At 71.7% G+C, this 17,391-nt stretch carries 16 protein-coding genes; 11 read left to right on the top strand and 5 right to left on the bottom strand.

Annotation, left to right across the window (positions count from 1 at the left end; all coding sequences use genetic code 11):
* Positions 1-34: 34 nt before the first annotated feature.
* The 5 genes from OIE74_RS01735 to OIE74_RS01715 all read left to right on the top strand — a co-directional run bounded on the left by OIE74_RS01735 (position 35) and on the right by OIE74_RS01715 (position 5,139).
* On the top strand, positions 35-349 hold the full coding sequence (locus OIE74_RS01735) for a small hydrophilic protein (RefSeq protein WP_329377622.1): 315 nt from the start codon (positions 35-37) through the stop codon (positions 347-349).
* Positions 339-1,763 carry a sensor histidine kinase gene (locus OIE74_RS01730; RefSeq protein ID WP_329377620.1) on the top strand — a complete coding sequence of 475 codons (1,425 nt, stop codon included), beginning with the start codon at positions 339-341 and terminating at the stop codon, positions 1,761-1,763. Before OIE74_RS01735 ends, OIE74_RS01730 begins: the two co-directional genes overlap by 11 nt.
* Positions 1,760-2,419 (top strand): response regulator transcription factor, encoded by a 660-nt coding sequence (locus OIE74_RS01725; RefSeq protein WP_329377618.1) that lies wholly within the window; start codon positions 1,760-1,762, stop codon positions 2,417-2,419. The genes OIE74_RS01730 and OIE74_RS01725 overlap by 4 nt, the downstream gene beginning before the upstream one ends.
* A gap of 111 nt (positions 2,420-2,530) precedes the next feature.
* On the top strand, positions 2,531-3,967 hold the full coding sequence (locus tag OIE74_RS01720) for an SLC13 family permease (RefSeq protein ID WP_329377616.1): 1,437 nt from the start codon (positions 2,531-2,533) through the stop codon (positions 3,965-3,967).
* Entirely contained in the window at positions 3,964-5,139 is a 1,176-nt protein-coding gene (locus tag OIE74_RS01715; RefSeq protein ID WP_329377614.1) for a glycerate kinase family protein, read from the top strand. The genes OIE74_RS01720 and OIE74_RS01715 overlap by 4 nt, the downstream gene beginning before the upstream one ends.
* 4 nt (positions 5,140-5,143) lie before the next feature.
* On the opposite strand, the gene OIE74_RS01710 is transcribed toward OIE74_RS01715, so the two are convergent.
* Complete coding sequence (locus OIE74_RS01710) at positions 5,144-5,725, bottom strand: TetR family transcriptional regulator (RefSeq protein WP_329377611.1); 582 nt, start codon at positions 5,723-5,725, stop codon at positions 5,144-5,146.
* A gap of 100 nt (positions 5,726-5,825) precedes the next feature.
* On the opposite strand from OIE74_RS01710, the gene OIE74_RS01705 reads away from it, so the two are divergent.
* A complete protein-coding gene (locus OIE74_RS01705) occupies positions 5,826-6,677 on the top strand; it encodes an oxidoreductase (protein ID WP_329377609.1) in 852 nt (283 codons plus the stop codon).
* Between the two features lie 48 nt (positions 6,678-6,725).
* On the opposite strand, the gene OIE74_RS01700 is transcribed toward OIE74_RS01705, so the two are convergent.
* Both OIE74_RS01700 and OIE74_RS01695 read right to left on the bottom strand, forming a co-directional pair.
* The gene (locus OIE74_RS01700) at positions 6,726-7,193 is read right to left on the bottom strand and encodes a hypothetical protein (RefSeq protein WP_329377607.1); all 468 of its coding nucleotides are present in this window, start codon (positions 7,191-7,193) and stop codon (positions 6,726-6,728) included.
* Between the two features lies 1 nt (position 7,194).
* Positions 7,195-7,974, bottom strand: coding sequence for a sulfite exporter TauE/SafE family protein (locus OIE74_RS01695; RefSeq protein ID WP_329377606.1), 780 nt, complete (start codon positions 7,972-7,974; stop codon positions 7,195-7,197).
* A gap of 84 nt (positions 7,975-8,058) precedes the next feature.
* Between OIE74_RS01695 and OIE74_RS01690 the strand changes: the two genes are divergently transcribed.
* The gene (locus OIE74_RS01690; RefSeq protein WP_329377603.1) at positions 8,059-9,006 is read left to right on the top strand and encodes a LysR family transcriptional regulator; all 948 of its coding nucleotides are present in this window, start codon (positions 8,059-8,061) and stop codon (positions 9,004-9,006) included.
* Positions 9,007-9,020: 14 nt separating this feature from the next.
* Here OIE74_RS01690 and OIE74_RS01685 read toward each other — a convergent pair whose 3' ends face one another.
* Positions 9,021-10,346, bottom strand: coding sequence for a hypothetical protein (locus OIE74_RS01685; RefSeq protein WP_329377601.1), 1,326 nt, complete (start codon positions 10,344-10,346; stop codon positions 9,021-9,023).
* Positions 10,347-10,470: 124 nt separating this feature from the next.
* Between OIE74_RS01685 and OIE74_RS01680 the strand changes: the two genes are divergently transcribed.
* Both OIE74_RS01680 and OIE74_RS01675 read left to right on the top strand, forming a co-directional pair.
* Positions 10,471-10,959, top strand: a complete 489-nt coding sequence (locus OIE74_RS01680) for a hypothetical protein (protein ID WP_329377599.1) — start codon at positions 10,471-10,473, stop codon at positions 10,957-10,959.
* Positions 10,956-13,916 (top strand): tetratricopeptide repeat protein, encoded by a 2,961-nt coding sequence (locus OIE74_RS01675; protein ID WP_329377597.1) that lies wholly within the window; start codon positions 10,956-10,958, stop codon positions 13,914-13,916. The genes OIE74_RS01680 and OIE74_RS01675 overlap by 4 nt, the downstream gene beginning before the upstream one ends.
* Before the next feature lie 227 nt (positions 13,917-14,143).
* On the opposite strand, the gene OIE74_RS01670 is transcribed toward OIE74_RS01675, so the two are convergent.
* A complete protein-coding gene (locus tag OIE74_RS01670) occupies positions 14,144-14,464 on the bottom strand; it encodes a WhiB family transcriptional regulator (RefSeq protein WP_329377594.1) in 321 nt (106 codons plus the stop codon).
* A 366-nt stretch (positions 14,465-14,830) separates the two neighbouring features.
* Here OIE74_RS01670 and OIE74_RS01665 point away from each other — a divergent pair, with 366 nt between their 5' ends.
* Together OIE74_RS01665 and OIE74_RS01660 are read left to right on the top strand one after the other, a co-directional pair.
* Positions 14,831-16,243: a family 2B encapsulin nanocompartment shell protein gene (locus tag OIE74_RS01665; RefSeq protein WP_329377592.1), complete on the top strand. Its 1,413-nt coding sequence runs from the start codon at positions 14,831-14,833 to the stop codon at positions 16,241-16,243.
* Entirely contained in the window at positions 16,167-17,390 is a 1,224-nt protein-coding gene (locus OIE74_RS01660) for a family 2 encapsulin nanocompartment cargo protein terpene cyclase (protein WP_329392135.1), read from the top strand. Before OIE74_RS01665 ends, OIE74_RS01660 begins: the two co-directional genes overlap by 77 nt.
* Position 17,391 lies beyond the last annotated feature (1 nt).

The raw sequence follows: 17,391 nt of genomic DNA, 5'->3' as shown, positions 1-17,391 counted from the left end.
GCTGGTGCGTGTCCCGGTCGCCAGGATGGGCCGCATGGCCTTCTCGATTCGTCTCGCGGCCCTGGCGGCCGTCGTCGCCGTCCCTCTGGGGATCGCCGCTACCAGCTACGCTATGACCGACAGTCCTGAGGCGCCCAAGGTGCCCCCCGGCGTACAGCTCGACGAGACGCCGAGCGGCACACCGGGCGACCGTGGGAGCAGCGGACCCGGAGAGCCTTCGCCCACCGGCTCGCCCACGGGTCCACCCACCGGTTCGCCGGGCGGCCCACCCGGCGACGACATCGTGCCCGGACCGTCCACCGGCGACGGTGACGACGACGATGACGACGACTTCGGTGATGACGGTTGACCTTCCCAGGATCACCGCCCGCGTGCGGATCCTGTTGTGGCTGCTCGTGGTGATGGCCGTGGCCCTCGGGGCGGTGGCCGTCACGGTGCGCTCGATCCTCCACCGGGACGTCGAACACCGTATGGGTGAGCTGCTTTCGCAGGAGACGGGCGAGTTCGCCAACTTCGTCGAGCAGGGCGTGGACCCGGAGACCGGCCGGAGCTTCGGTGACACGCGAAGGCTGCTCCAGACATTTCTGCGGCGTCAGTACGCGGACCGGGACGAGGAGTTGCTGGGTCTGCCCCACTCCTCCGCGGGCCGCCCCGACGTCATCCGGCAGCGCCGTGACTTCCCCGATCACGTCGCCCTGTGGCGGGACGACGCCGCGCTCTCCCGGATCCTGGCCTCCAAGGACTCCTCCGGCACCCTGCACCGCGCGCAGGGGGAGCTGCGGTGGGCCAAGGTCACCATCCGGCCGCTCGGTGACGCCCCGCCGGGCGCCTTCGTGGTCGCGCTGCACGCGGACCGCGAACGGGCCGTCGCCGACAAGACGTTCTGGACTCTGCTGGCCCTGTCGGGCATGGCGCTGATCCTGGTGAGCGGCATCGGCTGGGCCGTCGCCGGCCATATCCTGGCGCCGGTCCGCGTCGTACGGAAGACCGCGGCGGAGCTGACCGAGCGGGATCTCACGCGCCGTATCCCCGTGGAGGGACGCGACGACATCGCCGCGCTCGCCGAGACGTTCAACGGCATGCTCGACCGGCTGGAGCAGGCGTTCGCCGCGCAACGGGTCTTCGTGGACGACGCGGGACACGAGCTCCGTACCCCCATCACCATCGTGCGCGGGCATCTGGAGCTGATGGGCGACGACCCGGCCGACCGCGAGGAGACGATACGGCTCGTCACGGACGAACTCGACCGGATGAGCCGCATCGTCGAGGACCTGCTGCTGCTCGCGCGCGCCGAGCGGCCCGACTTCGTCCGCCCGGAGCCCGTCCAGCTCGCGGAGCTGACCGCCGACGTCTTCGTGAAGGCGCGGACCCTGGGCGAGCGGGAGTGGCTGCTCGACGGGGTCGCCGACCGCGAAGTGCCTCTGGATCCGCAGCGGATCACCCAGGCGATGGTCCAGCTCGCCCAGAACGCCGTCCAGCACACCGTGCCCGGCCAGCGCATACGGATCGGCTCACGGACCCACGGCGAGCGGATCGAGCTGTACGTCGCCGACAACGGCCCCGGCATTCCACCGCAGGACGCCGAGGTGATCTTCGAGAGATTCCGGCGCGGTACGGCCCGCCGGGGCACCCGCACCAGCGGCGCCGGACTCGGACTGGCCATCGTCAAGGCGATCGCGGAAGGCCACCACGGCCGGGTCGAACTGCGCCGCACCGACGGCGGCGGCGCCACCTTCGTACTCATCCTGGAGACGGGCTCATGAACCGCATTCTGATCGCCGAGGACGAGGAACGGATCGCCTCCTTCGTGGAGAAGGGGCTCCGGGCCAACGGCTTCACCACCGCCGTCGCCGACGACGGCGACTCCGCACTGCACCACGCCGTGTCCGGCGGATTCGACCTGGTGCTGCTCGACATCGGCCTGCCGGGGCGGGACGGATTCACCGTCCTGCGGGAGATGCGCGAGGCACGCGTCACGCTGCCCGTCATCGTGCTGACCGCCAGGGACTCCGTACGTGACACCGTGGCGGGACTCGAAGGCGGCGCCGACGACTGGATGACCAAGCCGTTCCGCTTCGAGGAACTGCTGGCGCGGGTACGGCTCCGGCTGCGTACGGCGGCGCGCGCGCCGGAGGTCACCATGCTGCGCAGCGGCAGCCTCAGTCTCGACCTGAGGACGCGGCGCGCACGGGCCGACGAGCGGACCGTGGATCTGACGGCACGTGAGTTCGTGCTGCTGGAGATGTTCCTGCGCCATCCCGGCCAGGTGCTGTCGCGCGAGCAGATCCTGTCCCATGTGTGGGGCTACGACTTCGACCCCGGCTCCAACATCGTGGACGTCTATGTGCGGGCGCTGCGACGGAAGTTGGGGGCGGAGAGGCTGGAGACGATACGGGGGATGGGCTACCGCATGCCATGAGCGCGAAGTGCCCGACCGGACGCGCGGGGGCCGGCGGCGCCGGCACGCAGATGAAGCGGCTTTCACCCAAGGCTCATTCGGACCTCACGGCCCGCCCCCAGGCTGATCGTCGTGCCCCTGTCTCTCCGGCAGACCAGCTGCCTCTGCGCCGTTCTCAGTCTCTGCGCCCTGCTCGCCGTGCCCGGAAGATTCCCCGGTCTCAGCGGTGACGCGCGGTTCACCCTCGTCGTCTTCACGCTCGCCACGTACAGCTGGATCGCCACCTCGGTGGACGACACCTACGTCGCACTCGGCGCCGGACTCGCGCTCACCGCGACCGGGGTGATCAGCAGCGAGACGCTCTTCGCGACTCTCGGCGACGAGATCGTCTGGCTGCTGATATGCGCGTTCGTCCTGGCCACCGCCGTCACCAAGACCGGACTCGCGGGCCGCGCCGCCGCCTTTCTGGTCGGCGGAGCGGGCACCGTACGGCAGTTGGTGCATCTGACCACGGCCGCTCTGGTGGTCACGGCCTTCGCGGTGCCCGCGACCTCGGGCCGTGCCGCGCTCGCCCTGCCGGTCTTCCTGGCGCTCGCCAAAGCGCTCGCCGACCGGACCCGGCTGGTGGTGATGCTCGCGCTCCTCTTCCCGACGGTGATCCTGCTCTCCGCCGTCGCCACTCTGATCGGCGCCGGCGCCCATCTGATCACCGTCGGCGTGCTGTGGGAGCAGACGGGGGAGGAGCTGGGCTTTGTCACCTGGCTGATCCTCGGGCTGCCGCTCGCCGTGGTCTCCTCCCATCTGGCCGCCGAACTGGTCCTGTTGACGACGACCCGCCGGGCCGACCGTAAGGGGCCCGTACGGATCACCGCCGCGCAGATCCAGGAGCACTCCGACGCTCCGGTCGAAGGACCGCTCAGCCCGTCGGAGGCCCGGTGCCTTCTCCTGCTGGGAACCGTCGTACTGCTGTGGTGCAGCGAACCGCTCCATGGGGTGTCGCCTGCGGTGGTCGCCCTCATCGGCGCCGTCGTCGCCTCCTCACCGGCGCTCGGCACGGTGCGCCTCAAGGACGGTCTGCGTACGGTGCCCTGGCCGCTGCTCCTCTTCATGGCCGCGACCATGGCGATGGGCATCGCGCTCGCCGAATCGGGGGCGGCCGACTGGCTGGTGGCATGGGTACCGGGCGGTGCGTCGATGCCGCCGTGGATGTTCCTCGCCGGTGTGATCGTGATCAGTACGGCGGCCCACCTGGCGCTCCAGTCCCGCTCCGCCAGATCGTCCGTGCTGGTCCCCCTGGTGGTCGCCGCCGCGCTGGCCGCGGGCGTCAATCCGGTGGCCGCCGCGTTCGCCTCGACCGCCGCCGCAGGCTTCTGCCACACGCTCCCCGCGTCCGCCAAGCCGGTCGCGCTCTTCGCCGACCTGCCCGCCGGCACCCCCACGTACACCCCGCGCGACCTCCTGCGGCTCTCGGCCGTGCTCGCGCCGCTCACCGCGGCACTCGTGCTGCTCTTCGCCCTCGCCGTCTGGCCGCTGCTCGGCGTGCCCGTCCATCTGGAGACCCAGCCATGAGCTACCGCATCGTCATCGCCCCCAGCGGTTTCAAGGAGTGCCTCTCCGCTTCCCAGGTGGCCGAGTCCATCGCCGAAGGCGTTCTGCGCGTGATCCCCGACGCCGACATCGATCTGATTCCGCTGGTCGACGGGGGCGAGGGGACGGCCGAGGCGCTGGCCATCGCCGGTGGCGGCCGGCTGGTGCGGCGTACCGCGACGGGCCCGGTCGGTGCGCCCGTCCGCACACACTTCGCCCTGCTCGGCGAGGACGGCCCCGGACCCGTCACCGCCGTCGTCGAGATGGCCGCGGTCGCCGGTCTCTCCCTCGTACCGGCCGACCGGCGTGATCCGGCGGACACCACCACGTACGGCGTGGGCGAGCTGATCCGCGCCGCCCTGGACCTGGGGGCGCGGCGCGTGCTCGTCGGCTGCGGGGACTCCGGCACGTCGGACGGGGGCGCCGGGGCGCTCCAGGCGCTGGGCGCCCGGCTGACCGACCGCCGGGGCCGCGAACTTCCGCCGGGCGGCGCGGCGCTCGTGGAACTGGACCGCGTCGACGCGTCCGGGCTCGACCGGCGTCTCGCCGACACCGAACTGCTCGTGGCCTGCAACCCGTTCAACGTGCTGTGCGGTGCCCAGGGTGTGGCGCGGGTGTTCGGGCCGCAGAAGGGCGCGACCCCCTTCGGTGTCGAGGTGCTGTCGTCGGCCCTGGAGCGCTGGGCGGCGGTCCTCACCCGCGATCTGCCGCCCGGGATCGATCTGCGGACAGCCCCCGGCACGGGGGCGTCCGGTGGTCTGGGAGCCGGACTCGCCGCGCTGGGCGGCCAACTCCTGCCCCGTTTCGAGGTCTTGCTCGACCGGCTCGACCTGGACGCCCGGCTGGCCCGCGCCGATCTGGTGATCACGGCGGAGGGGGCGCTCGACCACCAGACGGTACGGGGCAAGATCCCCGCCGAGGTCGCGAGCCGGGCCCATGCGGCCGGGGTGCCGGTGTTCGTGCTCGCGGGCACGATCGGGCCGGGCGCACACCTGGTGCGGGCGATCGGCGTCGACGCCTACAGCGCGATCCTGCCGGCCCCGATGTCGCTGCCCGAGGCGATCGAGGGCAGCAGCGAGATCCTCGCCGATGCCACCGAACGCTCCCTGCGGATCCTGGAGTTGGGCACGAGGCTGGGCGTCTGGGCGGCGTGAGGCTTCAGGCTCCGCTCTCGCCCGTGCCGCCGACGACGCGGGCCACCGCCTCGACCACCGTACGGCGCTGTTCACGGCGGCTGATCGGCGCGGCGAGCGCCGAGAACTCCGGGTTCATCGTCGCCCAGGACGTCGACAGCGCCTGGATCAGCGCCAGCAGCTGCACGGCCGAGAAGTGGGACGGGACCGATCCGTCGTCCTGCGCCGCGGCGATGCGGCGGACCCGGAGATCGTTGGTGTCGATCAGGGTCTGGAGAGGCGTGGCCCCGGCGCGCTCCAGGCGGTACCAGGTCGACAGCCGCAGCCGCTCGGGGTCGTCGGCGAAGTGGTCGAACATGCGGCCCGCGTACGCCGGCAGATCGTGGGCGTCGAAGTCGACCTCGGCGAGGGACTCCTTCACGTAGTTGCTGAAGACGGCGTCGAAGAGCTGTTCCTTGTTCCCGAAATACGTGTAGATGCGTTCCTTGCTGCTCGCGGCCCGCTCGGCGACGCGGTCCATGCGGGCACCCGCGATCCCGTACATGGCGAACTCGTCGGTCGCCGCCTTCATGATGCGGGCTCGTGTCGCGTCCGGATTACGGGGCATGGGTCCAGCTTACCTACCAACTAGTAGGTTGCCAACCGGTGCGGAACGAGGCACGCTAGAAGTACCAACCAACTAGTACGTAGGTAGTAAGGAGTGCATCATGGCACGCCACACCTGGCTGATCACGGGAAGCTCCCGCGGTCTCGGGCACGAGCTGGCCAAGGGGGCACTGGAGGCCGGCGACAACGTCGTCGCCACCGCCCGGAGGCCCGAACAGCTCGCGGAACTCGCCGACACCTACGGCGACCGCGTCCGTACCGTCGCTCTCGACGTCAACGACCCGGAGGCCGCTCGCGCCGCCGTCGCCACCGCGGTGGAGGCCTTCGGCTCGCTCGACGTGGTCGCCAACAACGCCGGTTACGCCGGCTCCGCGTCCATCGAGGACATGGACCCGGCCGACTTCCGGGCCCAGATCGAGACCAACCTCTTCGGCGTCGTCAACGTCACCCGCGCGGCGCTGCCCCACATGCGGGCCAGGCGCGCCGGTCACTTCCTTCAGTTCTCCTCCATCGGCGGACGCGTGGGCGGCACCGCGGGCATGGGCGCCTACCAGACCGCCAAGTTCGCCGTCGAGGGCTTCTCCCAGGTCCTCAACACCGAGGTCGGGCCCCTCGGCATCAAGGTCACCATCGTCGAGCCCGGCGCCTTCCGTACCGACTGGGGCGGCTCGTCCATGACCCTCCACGAGCCGAGCCCCGACTACGAGCAGACCGTCGGACGGATGCACGTCTACCGCCGCGAGAACGAGGGCAAGGAGCAGGGCGACCCCGCCCGCGCCGCCCAAGTCCTGATCGACATCGTCAACAGCCCCGAGCCCCCGCTGCGGATGCTGCTGGGCGCCGACGCGGTCACCTTCGCCAAGCGGGCTTCCGACGAACGTGCCGCCGAGGCCGCGCTGTGGGCCGACGTCAGCGGCTCCACCGCGTTCCCCGTGGCGGAGGCGGCCGTCTGACGACCGCACTCGCGGAGCACGGTTCCGCCCACGTCCCCGCGGCTCGACTCATCCGCCGTTCCCCGGACGCCGATCCGCCCGGCGGACCAGGCCGCCGGACACCGGCGCCGCGCCGAGATCGCCGTCCCCGTCCTTGTGGCGCAGCACCCAGTCGTCGAGGTCGCGGGCCGCTTCGAGCGGCGCGGCGGCCAGGTAGGGGCGCCACCAACTCACCTCGCGCGCCTCGGGAGACGCCTCCGTCGCCTCCGCCCGGCCGGAACGCGCGCCCTCCCCGAAGCGCTCGAACGCGGCTGCGGCTTCGTGGAACCGGCGTGCCGCCGCGAGGACTTGGGCGGCGCCGGCCGACGCGGAGCCCGCCGAGCGGGCCCTGCCGTCGGGCGTCAGCTCGTACGCGCCGATCGGGACGGCCGCGCGCGCGAGTTCCGCCAGCTCGTACGCCGCGAAGGCCATCTCCAGCCTCGCCCGCGCCGCGTCCGTGTACGGCACTCCCGTATCGCCCTCGGCTCCGCCTGCCATGTCAGCCGGCCTCCGTGCCGCGCAGGAAGTAGAGAACGGTCATCGTGACGGCGACGGTCAGGATGGTGCCGCGCAGAAACCGGGCGGGAAGCTGGCGGGAGAGGTGTGCGCCCGCGAACCCGCCGGCCACCCCGCCGACCAGCATCGCGGTGAGGATCAGGGGCGTGCCGAGCGCGTCCGAAGCGACGAGGAACAGCGCGGTCGCGCTGAGATAGACGGCAGCGACCTGGGCGATCCGCATCGGGTTGCCGGCCGCCGTGTCCAGTCCGAGCCCGATGCTCCACACCGCCAGCATCATGATGCCTATGGCTCCGCCGAAGTATCCGCCGTACACGGCGAGGACGAACTGCGTGATCAGCAGAGCCCGCGCGCTCATGCCGGCGGTGGCCGAGCGGCCCGTCGCCGTGCTCAGCGCACGGGAGACGCGGCGTCCGAAGGCGAGGACGACCGTGGCGAAAGCGAGCAGCCACGGCACCGCCGCGCTGAACGAGGCCGTCGGAAGGGTCAGCAGCAGACCGGCACCGAGTGCGCCGCCGAGCACACTGACCGCCGTGAGCGCGGACGTGGATGTCCCACCGACCGGGGTCAGTTCACGCCGGTAGACCCAAGCCCCGGCCAGGGCGCCGGGCACAAGGGCGATGGTCGACGACGAGTTCGCCGTCACCGGAGCCAGGCCCGCCGCCACGAGGGCGGGCAGGGCCACGAAGGTACCTCCGCCGCCGACGGCGTTCAGCGTTCCGGCGACGGCACCGGCCAGCAGGACGAGCGCTATCTCGGGCACCCGCCGAGCATCACCCGGCGCCCGGGTGGTTCACAATGCGTCATTTCCGCACCCAGCCTAAGGTCCTGCCTTAGGCTGGGGTGGATGCGCTACGACCTGGACGACCTGCGGCTCTTTCTCGACATCCTGGCGGAGGGGTCTATCACCGGAGGCGCCCGCCGGGTGCATCTGAGCCTGCCGTCCGCCAGCGCGCGCGTACGCGCGCTCGAACACACCGCCGGTGTGCCTCTGCTGATCCGAGGTCGCAGGGGAGTGCGCCCCACCCCGGCCGGGACGACGCTCGCCCGCCACGCGCGCGACGTACTCGCCCAGACGGCGCGACTGGAGAGCGCCGTGGCGAGCTACACCCGGTCCCAGGCCGCGCCGCTGACCCTGCTGGGCGGGGGCTCCGCCATGCAGGGATTCGTGCCGGGGGCCCTGGTCTCGTTCCTCCGCGCGCACCCGGACGCCGACGTCAGGGTCTCCGAGAGCCGCACCCCGCAGACCGTACGGATGCTGACCGAGGGCGAGGCGGACCTGGGGATCGTCATCGACGACGAGGAGGCCCGGGACTCCGGCCTCGACATGGAACCCCTCGGCGACGACTCCCTCGTCGTGGTCGGCCAGGCCGGCGGGATTCTCGCCGGGCGCAGTGGTCTGACTTACAGCGAGGTCGCCGAGCACCCCCTCGTCGGGCTCGACGCCGACTCCTCGCTGCGCCGCTGGATCGAGAAGAACCTCGGCCCGCACGCCCCCGTGGTGCGCTACCGCACCACTGTCGCCGGCCTGAACGTCCTCGTCGCCCTCGCCGCGGCCGGGGTCGGGCTCGCCGTCGTACCGCGTCGCACCGTCGACCCCGACCGGCCGCTCGACGTCTGTGAACTGGAGGATCCCTGGGCGCGCCGGCTCCATCTGCTGGCCTGGGGCGCGAAGGCCGGGACCTCGCGGACGGCGTCCGTCGCCGCCCTCGCGGAACACCTGCGCGACGCGGCACGGTCCGAACGGGGCACCCACACCGGCTCCGGAGAGCCGGCCAACGAGACCCAGCTGTAGGGCGAGCGGTGCGTTCAGGCGGCCGGGATCCGGTGCGCGGCGGCGGCCTCCAGCAGTTCCAGCACCACCCGTTCACCGGGCCCGAGTGGGTGGCCCTCGCCGAGAATCCGCTCCACGGCCCTGTGATCCTCCGAGGTCAGGGATCCCACCGGGCGCAGAAGCCGGGCCAGCGGGTGATGGAAGTCGTGGACGGTGAGGGCGAAGCCCGTGCGGCCGTCGAGCGTCCCGACGGCGGCGAACCGGCCGTTGGCCGAGGCCGCGACAGTACGCAGCACCCCCAGGCGATCCCGGAACTCCATCAAGGGACGGGGCCAGCCGGCCGGCCCGAGTGTCACCGGGTCGAAGAACCGATGCCGGCCCTCGCTGCCCACGTGCGCGACCAGCACGCCCCAGGCCGGGACGGCGAACAGGCCGGTCAGCAGAGGCGCGTTGCCCACCGCCGCGAGGACAAGCGCCTCGTGCGGTTCGACACGCCACCGGCTGAGCCCGCCGTCCATGCCGCACGCGACGACCTCGCCCGCTCCGGTGAACGTCAGCTCGCGAACCGGCCCGTGCGGCACCGGCAGGACGGTACGCGCGATCAGCCGCTCCAGTCCCGCGTCGAGAACCACGATGCCCGTGCTGCCGCCGAACGCGACCGCGCCGCCGTCCGGTGCGACGGCGAGACGGTGGGCGGTGTCGATGCCGTACGTGCTCAAGTCCACCAGGCCGGGGCCGAGTTCGGGACCGGCCACCGCCGCGACCGGCCCCAGCGCGGCACCCGCGACGAAGCCGGCGGCCGTACCCGCCGGCCGCATACCTGTCAGCGCCCTGCCGTGCGACACGTGGAGGGTGTCACCACGCCGGTAGTGCACCAGCGCCCGGCCGCTTCCGGGCTCCTCACGGACGGCCACGACGTTCTCCTCGTCGACGCACGCGACGGCGTGATGATGGAGCTCACCCAGGTAGACGTCCCGCCAGGAGCCGCCGGACAGCAGGGCGACGCGGGTGAGACCGTCGGCCTCGTGGCCGGTGAGGGTGAGAACGGGGGCGTCGACCCCGAAGGACAGCCACTCGGCGGCGCCGGTGACGAGCGGATGCACGGAACGCGAGGCGTCCGCGGCCGTCGCGGTCACCCGCGCCACCAACTCCTCGTCCGCCGCGGCGAGTCGGGCGACGAAGGGGGCGTCGCGGTGGTCCGCCGGGAAGAGACCGGCGTACCGCTTCGCCAGCCGTACGCCGTCCGCCAACGGCACCGAGGTGATCAGCTCCCCGAGTACGTTCCGGTGCCTGGGCCGGAGATGTCTGGTGGCCTGCCGGTCGATCCCGGCCGCGTCGTCCCAGATGGCGCACCCGGCCATACCCGACTCCACCTCCCCGTCAACTCCGCCCGGTCCACCCGGAAGGAGGAGCCCTCATGATTCCGTGTGCTGCCGCCTCGCACTACGCTGACTGTCACACACGGGGACTTCAGGGGGAATGTCGATGACGGATCCGATGTCGGTGCTGGCGATGACGGGGGCGACCACGATCGTGGCCGCCATGGCCACCAGCATGTGGGAGAGCGCGCGCGGCGGCGTCGCGGCGCTGTTCCGGCGCCGGGGCGACGACGAGGCGACAGCCATCGCGGTGCAACTGGACGGCGACGCGCACCTGGTGGCCGGCGAGGACGACACCGAGGGCGTACGTGAGGAGCTGATCCGGCCCTGGGCCCGGCGCCTGGCGGCACTTCTGCGCGAACACCCCGAGGCGGCCGACGAGTTGCGGCGCGTGGTGGAAGAGGTCGCGGCCGGGCTGCCCCGTACCGAGCAGCACTGGACGCAGAATGTCTCGGCGCATTCCGGCGGCACGGCGTTCGGCGCCCAGGGGCCCGGCAGCAGCGTTCATATCCACCGGCACGCGACGCCCGACGGGGCCGATCCGGGTGACAACGCGCCCGCGGGTGGCGCGTCCGGGGACGGCTCCTCGGTGTGAGCGGCCCGGCACCAAACGGCTCCGACGGCACGGCCCCGGAGCCCGCCGCCCGCCAAGTGGTGCGTGCGGAAGGCGGCTTCGCGTACGGAGTGATCGGCGCGGACATCCATGTGTTCGGCGACGGCCGCCCCGTCTACGTCCTGCGGAACTGGCAGGGCCCGCCCGTGTCGGACCCGGAGTGGCTGCGCGAACTGCCCAGCCGGATGCTGAGTGCCCGGCACGAGGTGGTGCCGTTCACCGGCCGCGCGCACGACCTCGGGGAGCTGCGCGGCTGGCGCGACGCACCCCGGCGGCTCTCGGCACGCTGGCTCCACGGACCGGGCGGCCAGGGCAAGAGCCGGCTCGCCGCACGCCTCGCCGCCGAGTCGGCCGCGGCGGGCTGGCTCGTCGTGACCGCCGTGCACGGGCCCGGCACCGTACTGCCGCCGCCGGGCAGCCAGGACCTCCGCGCGGAGAACGCCGCAGGCGTACTGCTGATCGTCGACTACGCGGACCACTGGCCGCTGCCCGACCTGGCCTGGCTGCTCAGCAACGCGCTGCTCCACCACGACGCCCTGCCCGCCCGGGTGCTGCTCCTGGCCCGCGACACCACCCTGTGGCCCGCCGTGCGCGCGACGCTGGCGGACGTGCAGGCGGCCACCTCGCGGCAGACGCTGGAACCGCTGGCCGACGAGGGCGAGGGCGAGGGGGAGCCGGGGCGCGACGACCGTACGGGAATGTTCCGTGCGGCGCGCGACGCCTTCGCGGCCCGCTACGGACTCGCGGCGCCCGAGACGGTCGGACCGCCCGTGCCGCTGGTGGGACCCGAGTTCGGGCTCACCCTGACCGTGCACATGGCGGCGCTGGCGGCGGTGGACGCCCACCGCGACGGACGGCATCCGCCCACCGACGCGGCGGGCCTGACGACGTATCTGCTCGACCGGGAGCATCGGCACTGGGCGCGGCTCTCCGACACGCCCGGCCATCAAACACCTCCCGGTGTGATGAACCGGGCCGTCTTCGCCGCCGCGCTGACCGGCGCCGTCGAACGGCCCACCGGCACCGTGGCGGTCACCTCGCTCGGACTGCCGCTTCCCGCCGAGACCGTGCTCGCCGACCACGCCGTGTGCTACCCGCCCACGGAGACCCCAGCCGTCGACCCCGAGCCCCGCACGGTGCTCGAACCGCTGACACCCGACCGCCTCGCCGAGGACTTCGTCGCCCTGACCCTGCCCGGCCACCTCGCCGACTACCCGGCGCACGACTGGGCGCCCACCGCGCTGAACGCACTGCTCCCGCACACCGACCGCGCCTCGCCGGCCCCCTGGCTGCGCCGCGCGATGACCGTCCTGGCGAGCGGCGCCGCCCGCTGGCCGCACCTGGGGACGCTCCATCTGTACCCGCTGCTGCGCGAGGCGCCCTGGCTGGCCGTCGCGGCCGGCGGCGCCGCACTGGGAACGCTGGTGAACCTCGACGACATCGACATCGGGCTGCTGGAGCAGATCAACGCGTACATACCCCGCCGCGACGACGCTGAACTGGACCCGGCCGCCGCCGTGCTGGCCGTGCGCCTCGCGGAGCACTGGCTGGCGGCGACGGACGACCCGGCGGAGCAGGCCGTCGTCCATCTCAACCTCGGCTGGAGCCTCGGCGGAGCCGGCCGTTACGACGAGAGCCTGGCCGCCGAGGAACGCGCGGTCGCGCTCTACCGTGACCTGGCCCGCGCCGAACCCGCCCGTTACGAAGCCGACTTGGCCCGCGCCCTGAACAACCACGCGGGCAGTCTGAGCAGGGAGCGGCGTTACGACGAGGCACTGTGCGCCATCGAGTCGGCGGTGGAGCTGAGACGCCGGCGTCTGCGGCCCGGCCATGACACCGACATCGCCGATCTCGCACTCACCCTGTCCAACTACTCCAACGAACTCGGCCGTGCCGGCCGATGGCTCGAAGCGCTGACGGCCGACGCCGAAGCCCTGGAGCTGTACGCGGATCTCGTGGAGTCCAGGCCCGGCGAGTACGGCGGTGATCTGGCGATCACCCTGCTCAACTTCGGCAGCTCTCTGAGCAGCGCGCTACGCCTTGAGGCCGCGGTGGCCGCGACCCGGCGGGCCGTCGGCATGCTGCGCTCCCTGGCCCGGAGCGCGCCCGCCGCCCATGAGGGCGGGCTGGCCCGTGCACTCACCAACAAGGCCCAGATGCTGGTGAACATCGGCAAACCGCAAGAGGATCTGATCAGGGACCACGGACTGCCCCCGTCGGAAGACCTGTTCAGGACGAGTGGCTGGCGTGAGGAGGCGCTGGAGGCGGCTGCCGAGGCGGTGGAGATCGGCCGGCGCCGGGCCAAGGCCAATCCGGCCGCCCTCGACGCCGACCTGGCGGGCGCCCTTCAGGTACTCAGCACGGTCCAGCAGGCCATTGGTATGCCAGAAGAGGCGGGGACCACGGCCCGTGAGGCGGGAGTGTTCGAGGAGCGCAGCGATCCTCGCCGACGCCTGCACGGCGCCCCGGAACACGTGGAGTACGGCCAAGGCGCCCACGAGATCGCGGAAGACGCCATGATCGTTCTCTACCGCCATCTCTGCGTCGCGGAGGTGAAGGCCCACGGTCCCGAACTCACCCTCCTGCTGCGGCTCCGGGCCCGGAGCGGGCCGACTCCGGATCTGGACACTCTGGCGGAGGCCCTGGCCGTCGACCTCCGCCTCGCCGACGCCGATCCGGTCGCCCACGAGCCCACCTACTTCGAGGAGTTGAAGCAGTTCGGGTGGGAACTGTGGTGGGCGGGGCGGCGGTCCGAGGCCGTCGAGACGGTGGAACAGGCCGTGGATCTGGCCCGCGCACTCGCCACCGAGGACCGCGAGGTGTACGGCGAGCGGCTCCTGTGGGTCGCGGACACCCTGGCCACGATGCTCAAGGAACTCGGCCGCCGCCGGGACGCCCGCGAGGTACGGCGCGCGGCGAAGCGGCACCTCGCCGGCTGACACCTCGTCGGACATACCCCCGTCGGACACACTCCGTCGGACCGCACGGCCTAGGGCGTGTTTTAGAAGTAGCGTCGTCCGCCCATCGGGCGGGGCCCACGGCGTCTGGTGCGTGCGATCGCAAGGCGGAGGATCATCCTCGTACTGGACGTACTTGGATGACTCCGACAACGCAGCGAGCGCGCGTGCCAGGCGTCGTGGGCCAGACGGGACTTCTAAAACACGCCCTAGAACCCACTGGCGGGCACCTGTTCGCCCTCGCCCTCCCCGGGTTCGTCGTGTTCACTGCGGGCGGTCTCCAGCAGACCCCGCCAGGACGTGACGGTCGGCCTTCGCCGTAGCAACGCCCGGCGCTCCCGTTCGGTCATGCCGCCCCAGACACCGAACTCCTCCCGGTTGTCGAGCGCATAGGCCAGGCACTCCGTACGCACCTGACACCCCAGGCACACGGACTTCGCCCTGTTCTGCTCCTGACCCTGCACGAACAGGGTGTCCGGATCGACGGCCCGGCAGGCACCCCGTCCGCTCCACTCCAACTGTGCGTTCATCGCGCCCCCTTCCCCTGGAAGGTCAGACGCTACAAAACGCTTTACCGTTGCGACAGATGGCAGTTGATCGATCACTCCTTCGGATGATCGCTCGTACGGCGCGTGAGGCGACAGCGGCAGAGCTGGTGCGGCGATCCCGCGACAGCCGCTTACGGATACCAACCGCCGCCCCTGCAAACCTTGTTGGCGGCAAGATCATCGAATCGAGCTAATGCCGCAGGCTTCCCGGGGCCGGGCCGGTGCGCCGCGATTACTGTTCCACGGTATCTGGACGGATTCCCAGACATACGCCCCGCTTCATCCTCTTTCCCGGTGTCGGACACGCCCGCGTGCCGGCCACCGCCCTTACGAAGGAGAGTTCGCTCGATGACTGTCGACACCGGCCCCGAGGCACAGCTGGATTCGCCCCCGCAGTCCAGCCTGAGCACGGCGGCTGCCCGTAACCTGGCCACCACCAGCAAGTCCGCCCCACAGATGCAGGAGATCACCTCCCGCTGGCTGCTGCGGACCCTTCCCTGGGTGGAGACCAAGGGCGGCGTCTACCGGGTGAACCGACGGCTGAGCTACACGGTGGGAGACGGGCGGGTCGAGTTCGTCCAGGACGGTGCCGCTGTCCGGGTGATCCCCCGCGAGCTGGGCGAACTGGCCCTGCTGCACGGCTTCGACGATGTGGGCGTGCTGACCGCGATCGCCGACCGGTGCGTCCAGCGCGACTTCCGCGCCGGCGAAACGCTGGTCGAGCGCGGTACGCCCGCCGAGCAGATCCATCTGATCGCCCACGGCCGCATCAGCCAGACCTCTGTCGGGAAGTACGGCGACGAGACGGCTGTGGCCGTCCTTGCGGACGGTGACCACTTCGGTGAGAACTCGCTCCTCGACGCGGACGCGCGGTGGGACTGCACCGCCACCGCGGAGACCGCGGGCACGCTGCTCACCCTGGACCGCGCCGACTTCGCCGCCGTGGTCTCCAGCGCGCCCGGCCTCCAGGCGCACGTACGGCGGTTCGGCTCACTTCCCCGCCAGCGGCAGAACCGCCACGGCGAGGCCGAGATCGCGATGTCGGCCGGCCACACCGGCGAGGCCGACCTGCCGGGCGCGTTCGTGGACTACGAACTGAAACCGCGCGAGTACGAACTCTCCGTCGCGCAGACCGTCCTGAAGGTCCACACCCGGGTCGCCGACCTCTACAACGGGCCGATGAACCAGACCGAGGAGCAACTCAGGCTCACCGTCGAGGCGTTGCGCGAACGCCAGGAGTACGAGCTCATCAACAACCGGGAGTTCGGTCTGCTCCACAACGCTGACTTCAAGCAGCGCATCCAGCCCCACTCCGGCCCGCCCACCCCGGACGACCTCGACGAACTGCTCAGCCGCCGCCGTGGCTCCAAGGTCTTCCTCGCCCACCCGAAGGCGATCGCGGCCATCGGCCGTGAGTTCAACCGCCGCGGCCTCTACCCGGACCATGTCGACCTCGGCGGTCAGCAGGTTCCCGCCTGGCGCGGGGTCCCGATCCTGCCCTGCGGCAAGATCCCCATCACCAAGGAGAAGACCAGCTCGATCCTGGTCATGCGCACCGGCGAGGACAACCAGGGCGTCATCGGGCTGCGCCAGACCGGACTGCCCGACGAGCTCGAACCGGGCCTGTCCGTACGGTTCATGGGCATCGACGAGAAGTCGATCATCTCCTACCTCGTCTCCACCTATTACTCCGCCGCCGTTCTCGTGCCCGACGCACTCGGCGTCCTGGAGAACGTGCAGATCGCCGGCCGGCACGGCTAAGGAGCCATGGATGCCCGACCCTGAACTCTCCCCACCGCGATTGAGCCTGCCCGGCCCAGACCTGGAGCGGATCCTGCGTGGCCCGAGCGGACTGGGCACGTCCGGCCTCTACTTCGCCCGCCCCGAGGCGCCGGAGCCGAAACCGGAGCAGGCGCAGGCGCAGGCGGAAGGCAACCCGATCCCCGGTCTCTACCACCACCCGGTGCCGGAGCCCGACCCCGTACGGGTGGAGGAGGTCAGCGGCCGGATCAAGGCCTGGGCGCTGGACGAGGTCGACCTGTATCCCGACGACTGGGAGGACCAGTTCGACGGCTTCTCCGTGGGGCGCTACATGGTCGCCTGCCATCCGGACGCCCCCACCGTCGACCATCTGATGCTCGCCACCCGCCTGATGGTCGCCGAGAACGCGGTGGACGACTGCTACTGCGAGGACCACGGAGGTTCACCGATCGGCCTCGGCGGGCGCCTTCTGCTGGCGCACACCGCACTCGACCCCCTGCATACGACGGAGGAGTACGAGCCGCGGTGGGCACTGTCGCTCCAGTCGGACGCGCCCCGCCGCGCCTACCGCTCCGCCATGGAGTACTTCACCCGGGAGGCCAGCCCCTCCCAGGCCGACCGACTCCGGCACGACATGGCCCGGCTGCACATGGGCTACCTCGCCGAGGGCGCCTGGGCGCAGCAGGACCACGTCCCCGAGGTGTGGGAGTACCTGGCGATGCGTCAGTTCAACAACTTCCGCCCCTGTCCCACCATCACGGACACCGTCGGAGGATACGAACTGCCGGCGGACCTGCACGCCCGGCCCGACATGCAGCGGGTCATCGCACTCGCGGGGAACGCCACCACCATCGTCAACGACCTGTACTCGTACACCAAGGAACTGGCCGCCCCCGGCCGTCATCTGAACCTGCCGGTGGTCATCGCCGAACGTGAGGACCTGTCCGAACGCGACGCCTATCTGAAGGCGGTCGAGGTCCACAACGACCTCATGCACGGCTTCGAGTCTGCAGCCGCGGCTCTCGCCGCCGCCTGCCCCGTCCCGAGCGTGCAGCGCTTTCTGCGCGGAGTGGCCGTCTGGGTCGACGGCAACCACCACTGGCACCGGACCAACACCTACCGCTACAGCCTGCCCGACTTCTGGTAAG

This window comes from Streptomyces sp. NBC_01716 (assembly GCF_036248275.1).
Classification (GTDB): domain Bacteria; phylum Actinomycetota; class Actinomycetes; order Streptomycetales; family Streptomycetaceae; genus Streptomyces.
The sequence above is the reverse complement of the archived record's forward strand: the minus strand, read 5'-3'. Positions and strand labels throughout refer to the sequence as shown.

Bases quoted from the DNA above. Each gene is read 5' to 3' on its own strand.
- OIE74_RS01735 (WP_329377622.1), top strand. From the start codon at position 35: ATGGCCTTCTCGATTCGTCTCGCGGCCCTGGCGGCCGTCGTCGCCGTC.
- OIE74_RS01730 (WP_329377620.1), top strand. From the start codon at position 339: ATGACGGTTGACCTTCCCAGGATCACCGCCCGCGTGCGGATCCTGTTG.
- OIE74_RS01725 (WP_329377618.1), top strand. From the start codon at position 1,760: ATGAACCGCATTCTGATCGCCGAGGACGAGGAACGGATCGCCTCCTTC.
- OIE74_RS01690 (WP_329377603.1), top strand. From the start codon at position 8,059: ATGCGCTACGACCTGGACGACCTGCGGCTCTTTCTCGACATCCTGGCG.
- OIE74_RS01700 (WP_329377607.1), bottom strand. From the start codon at position 7,193: ATGGCAGGCGGAGCCGAGGGCGATACGGGAGTGCCGTACACGGACGCG.
- OIE74_RS01665 (WP_329377592.1), top strand. From the start codon at position 14,831: ATGACTGTCGACACCGGCCCCGAGGCACAGCTGGATTCGCCCCCGCAG.
- OIE74_RS01670 (WP_329377594.1), bottom strand. From the start codon at position 14,464: ATGAACGCACAGTTGGAGTGGAGCGGACGGGGTGCCTGCCGGGCCGTC.
- OIE74_RS01715 (WP_329377614.1), top strand. From the start codon at position 3,964: ATGAGCTACCGCATCGTCATCGCCCCCAGCGGTTTCAAGGAGTGCCTC.
- OIE74_RS01680 (WP_329377599.1), top strand. From the start codon at position 10,471: ATGACGGATCCGATGTCGGTGCTGGCGATGACGGGGGCGACCACGATC.
- OIE74_RS01710 (WP_329377611.1), bottom strand. From the start codon at position 5,725: ATGCCCCGTAATCCGGACGCGACACGAGCCCGCATCATGAAGGCGGCG.
- OIE74_RS01685 (WP_329377601.1), bottom strand. From the start codon at position 10,346: ATGGCCGGGTGCGCCATCTGGGACGACGCGGCCGGGATCGACCGGCAG.
- OIE74_RS01705 (WP_329377609.1), top strand. From the start codon at position 5,826: ATGGCACGCCACACCTGGCTGATCACGGGAAGCTCCCGCGGTCTCGGG.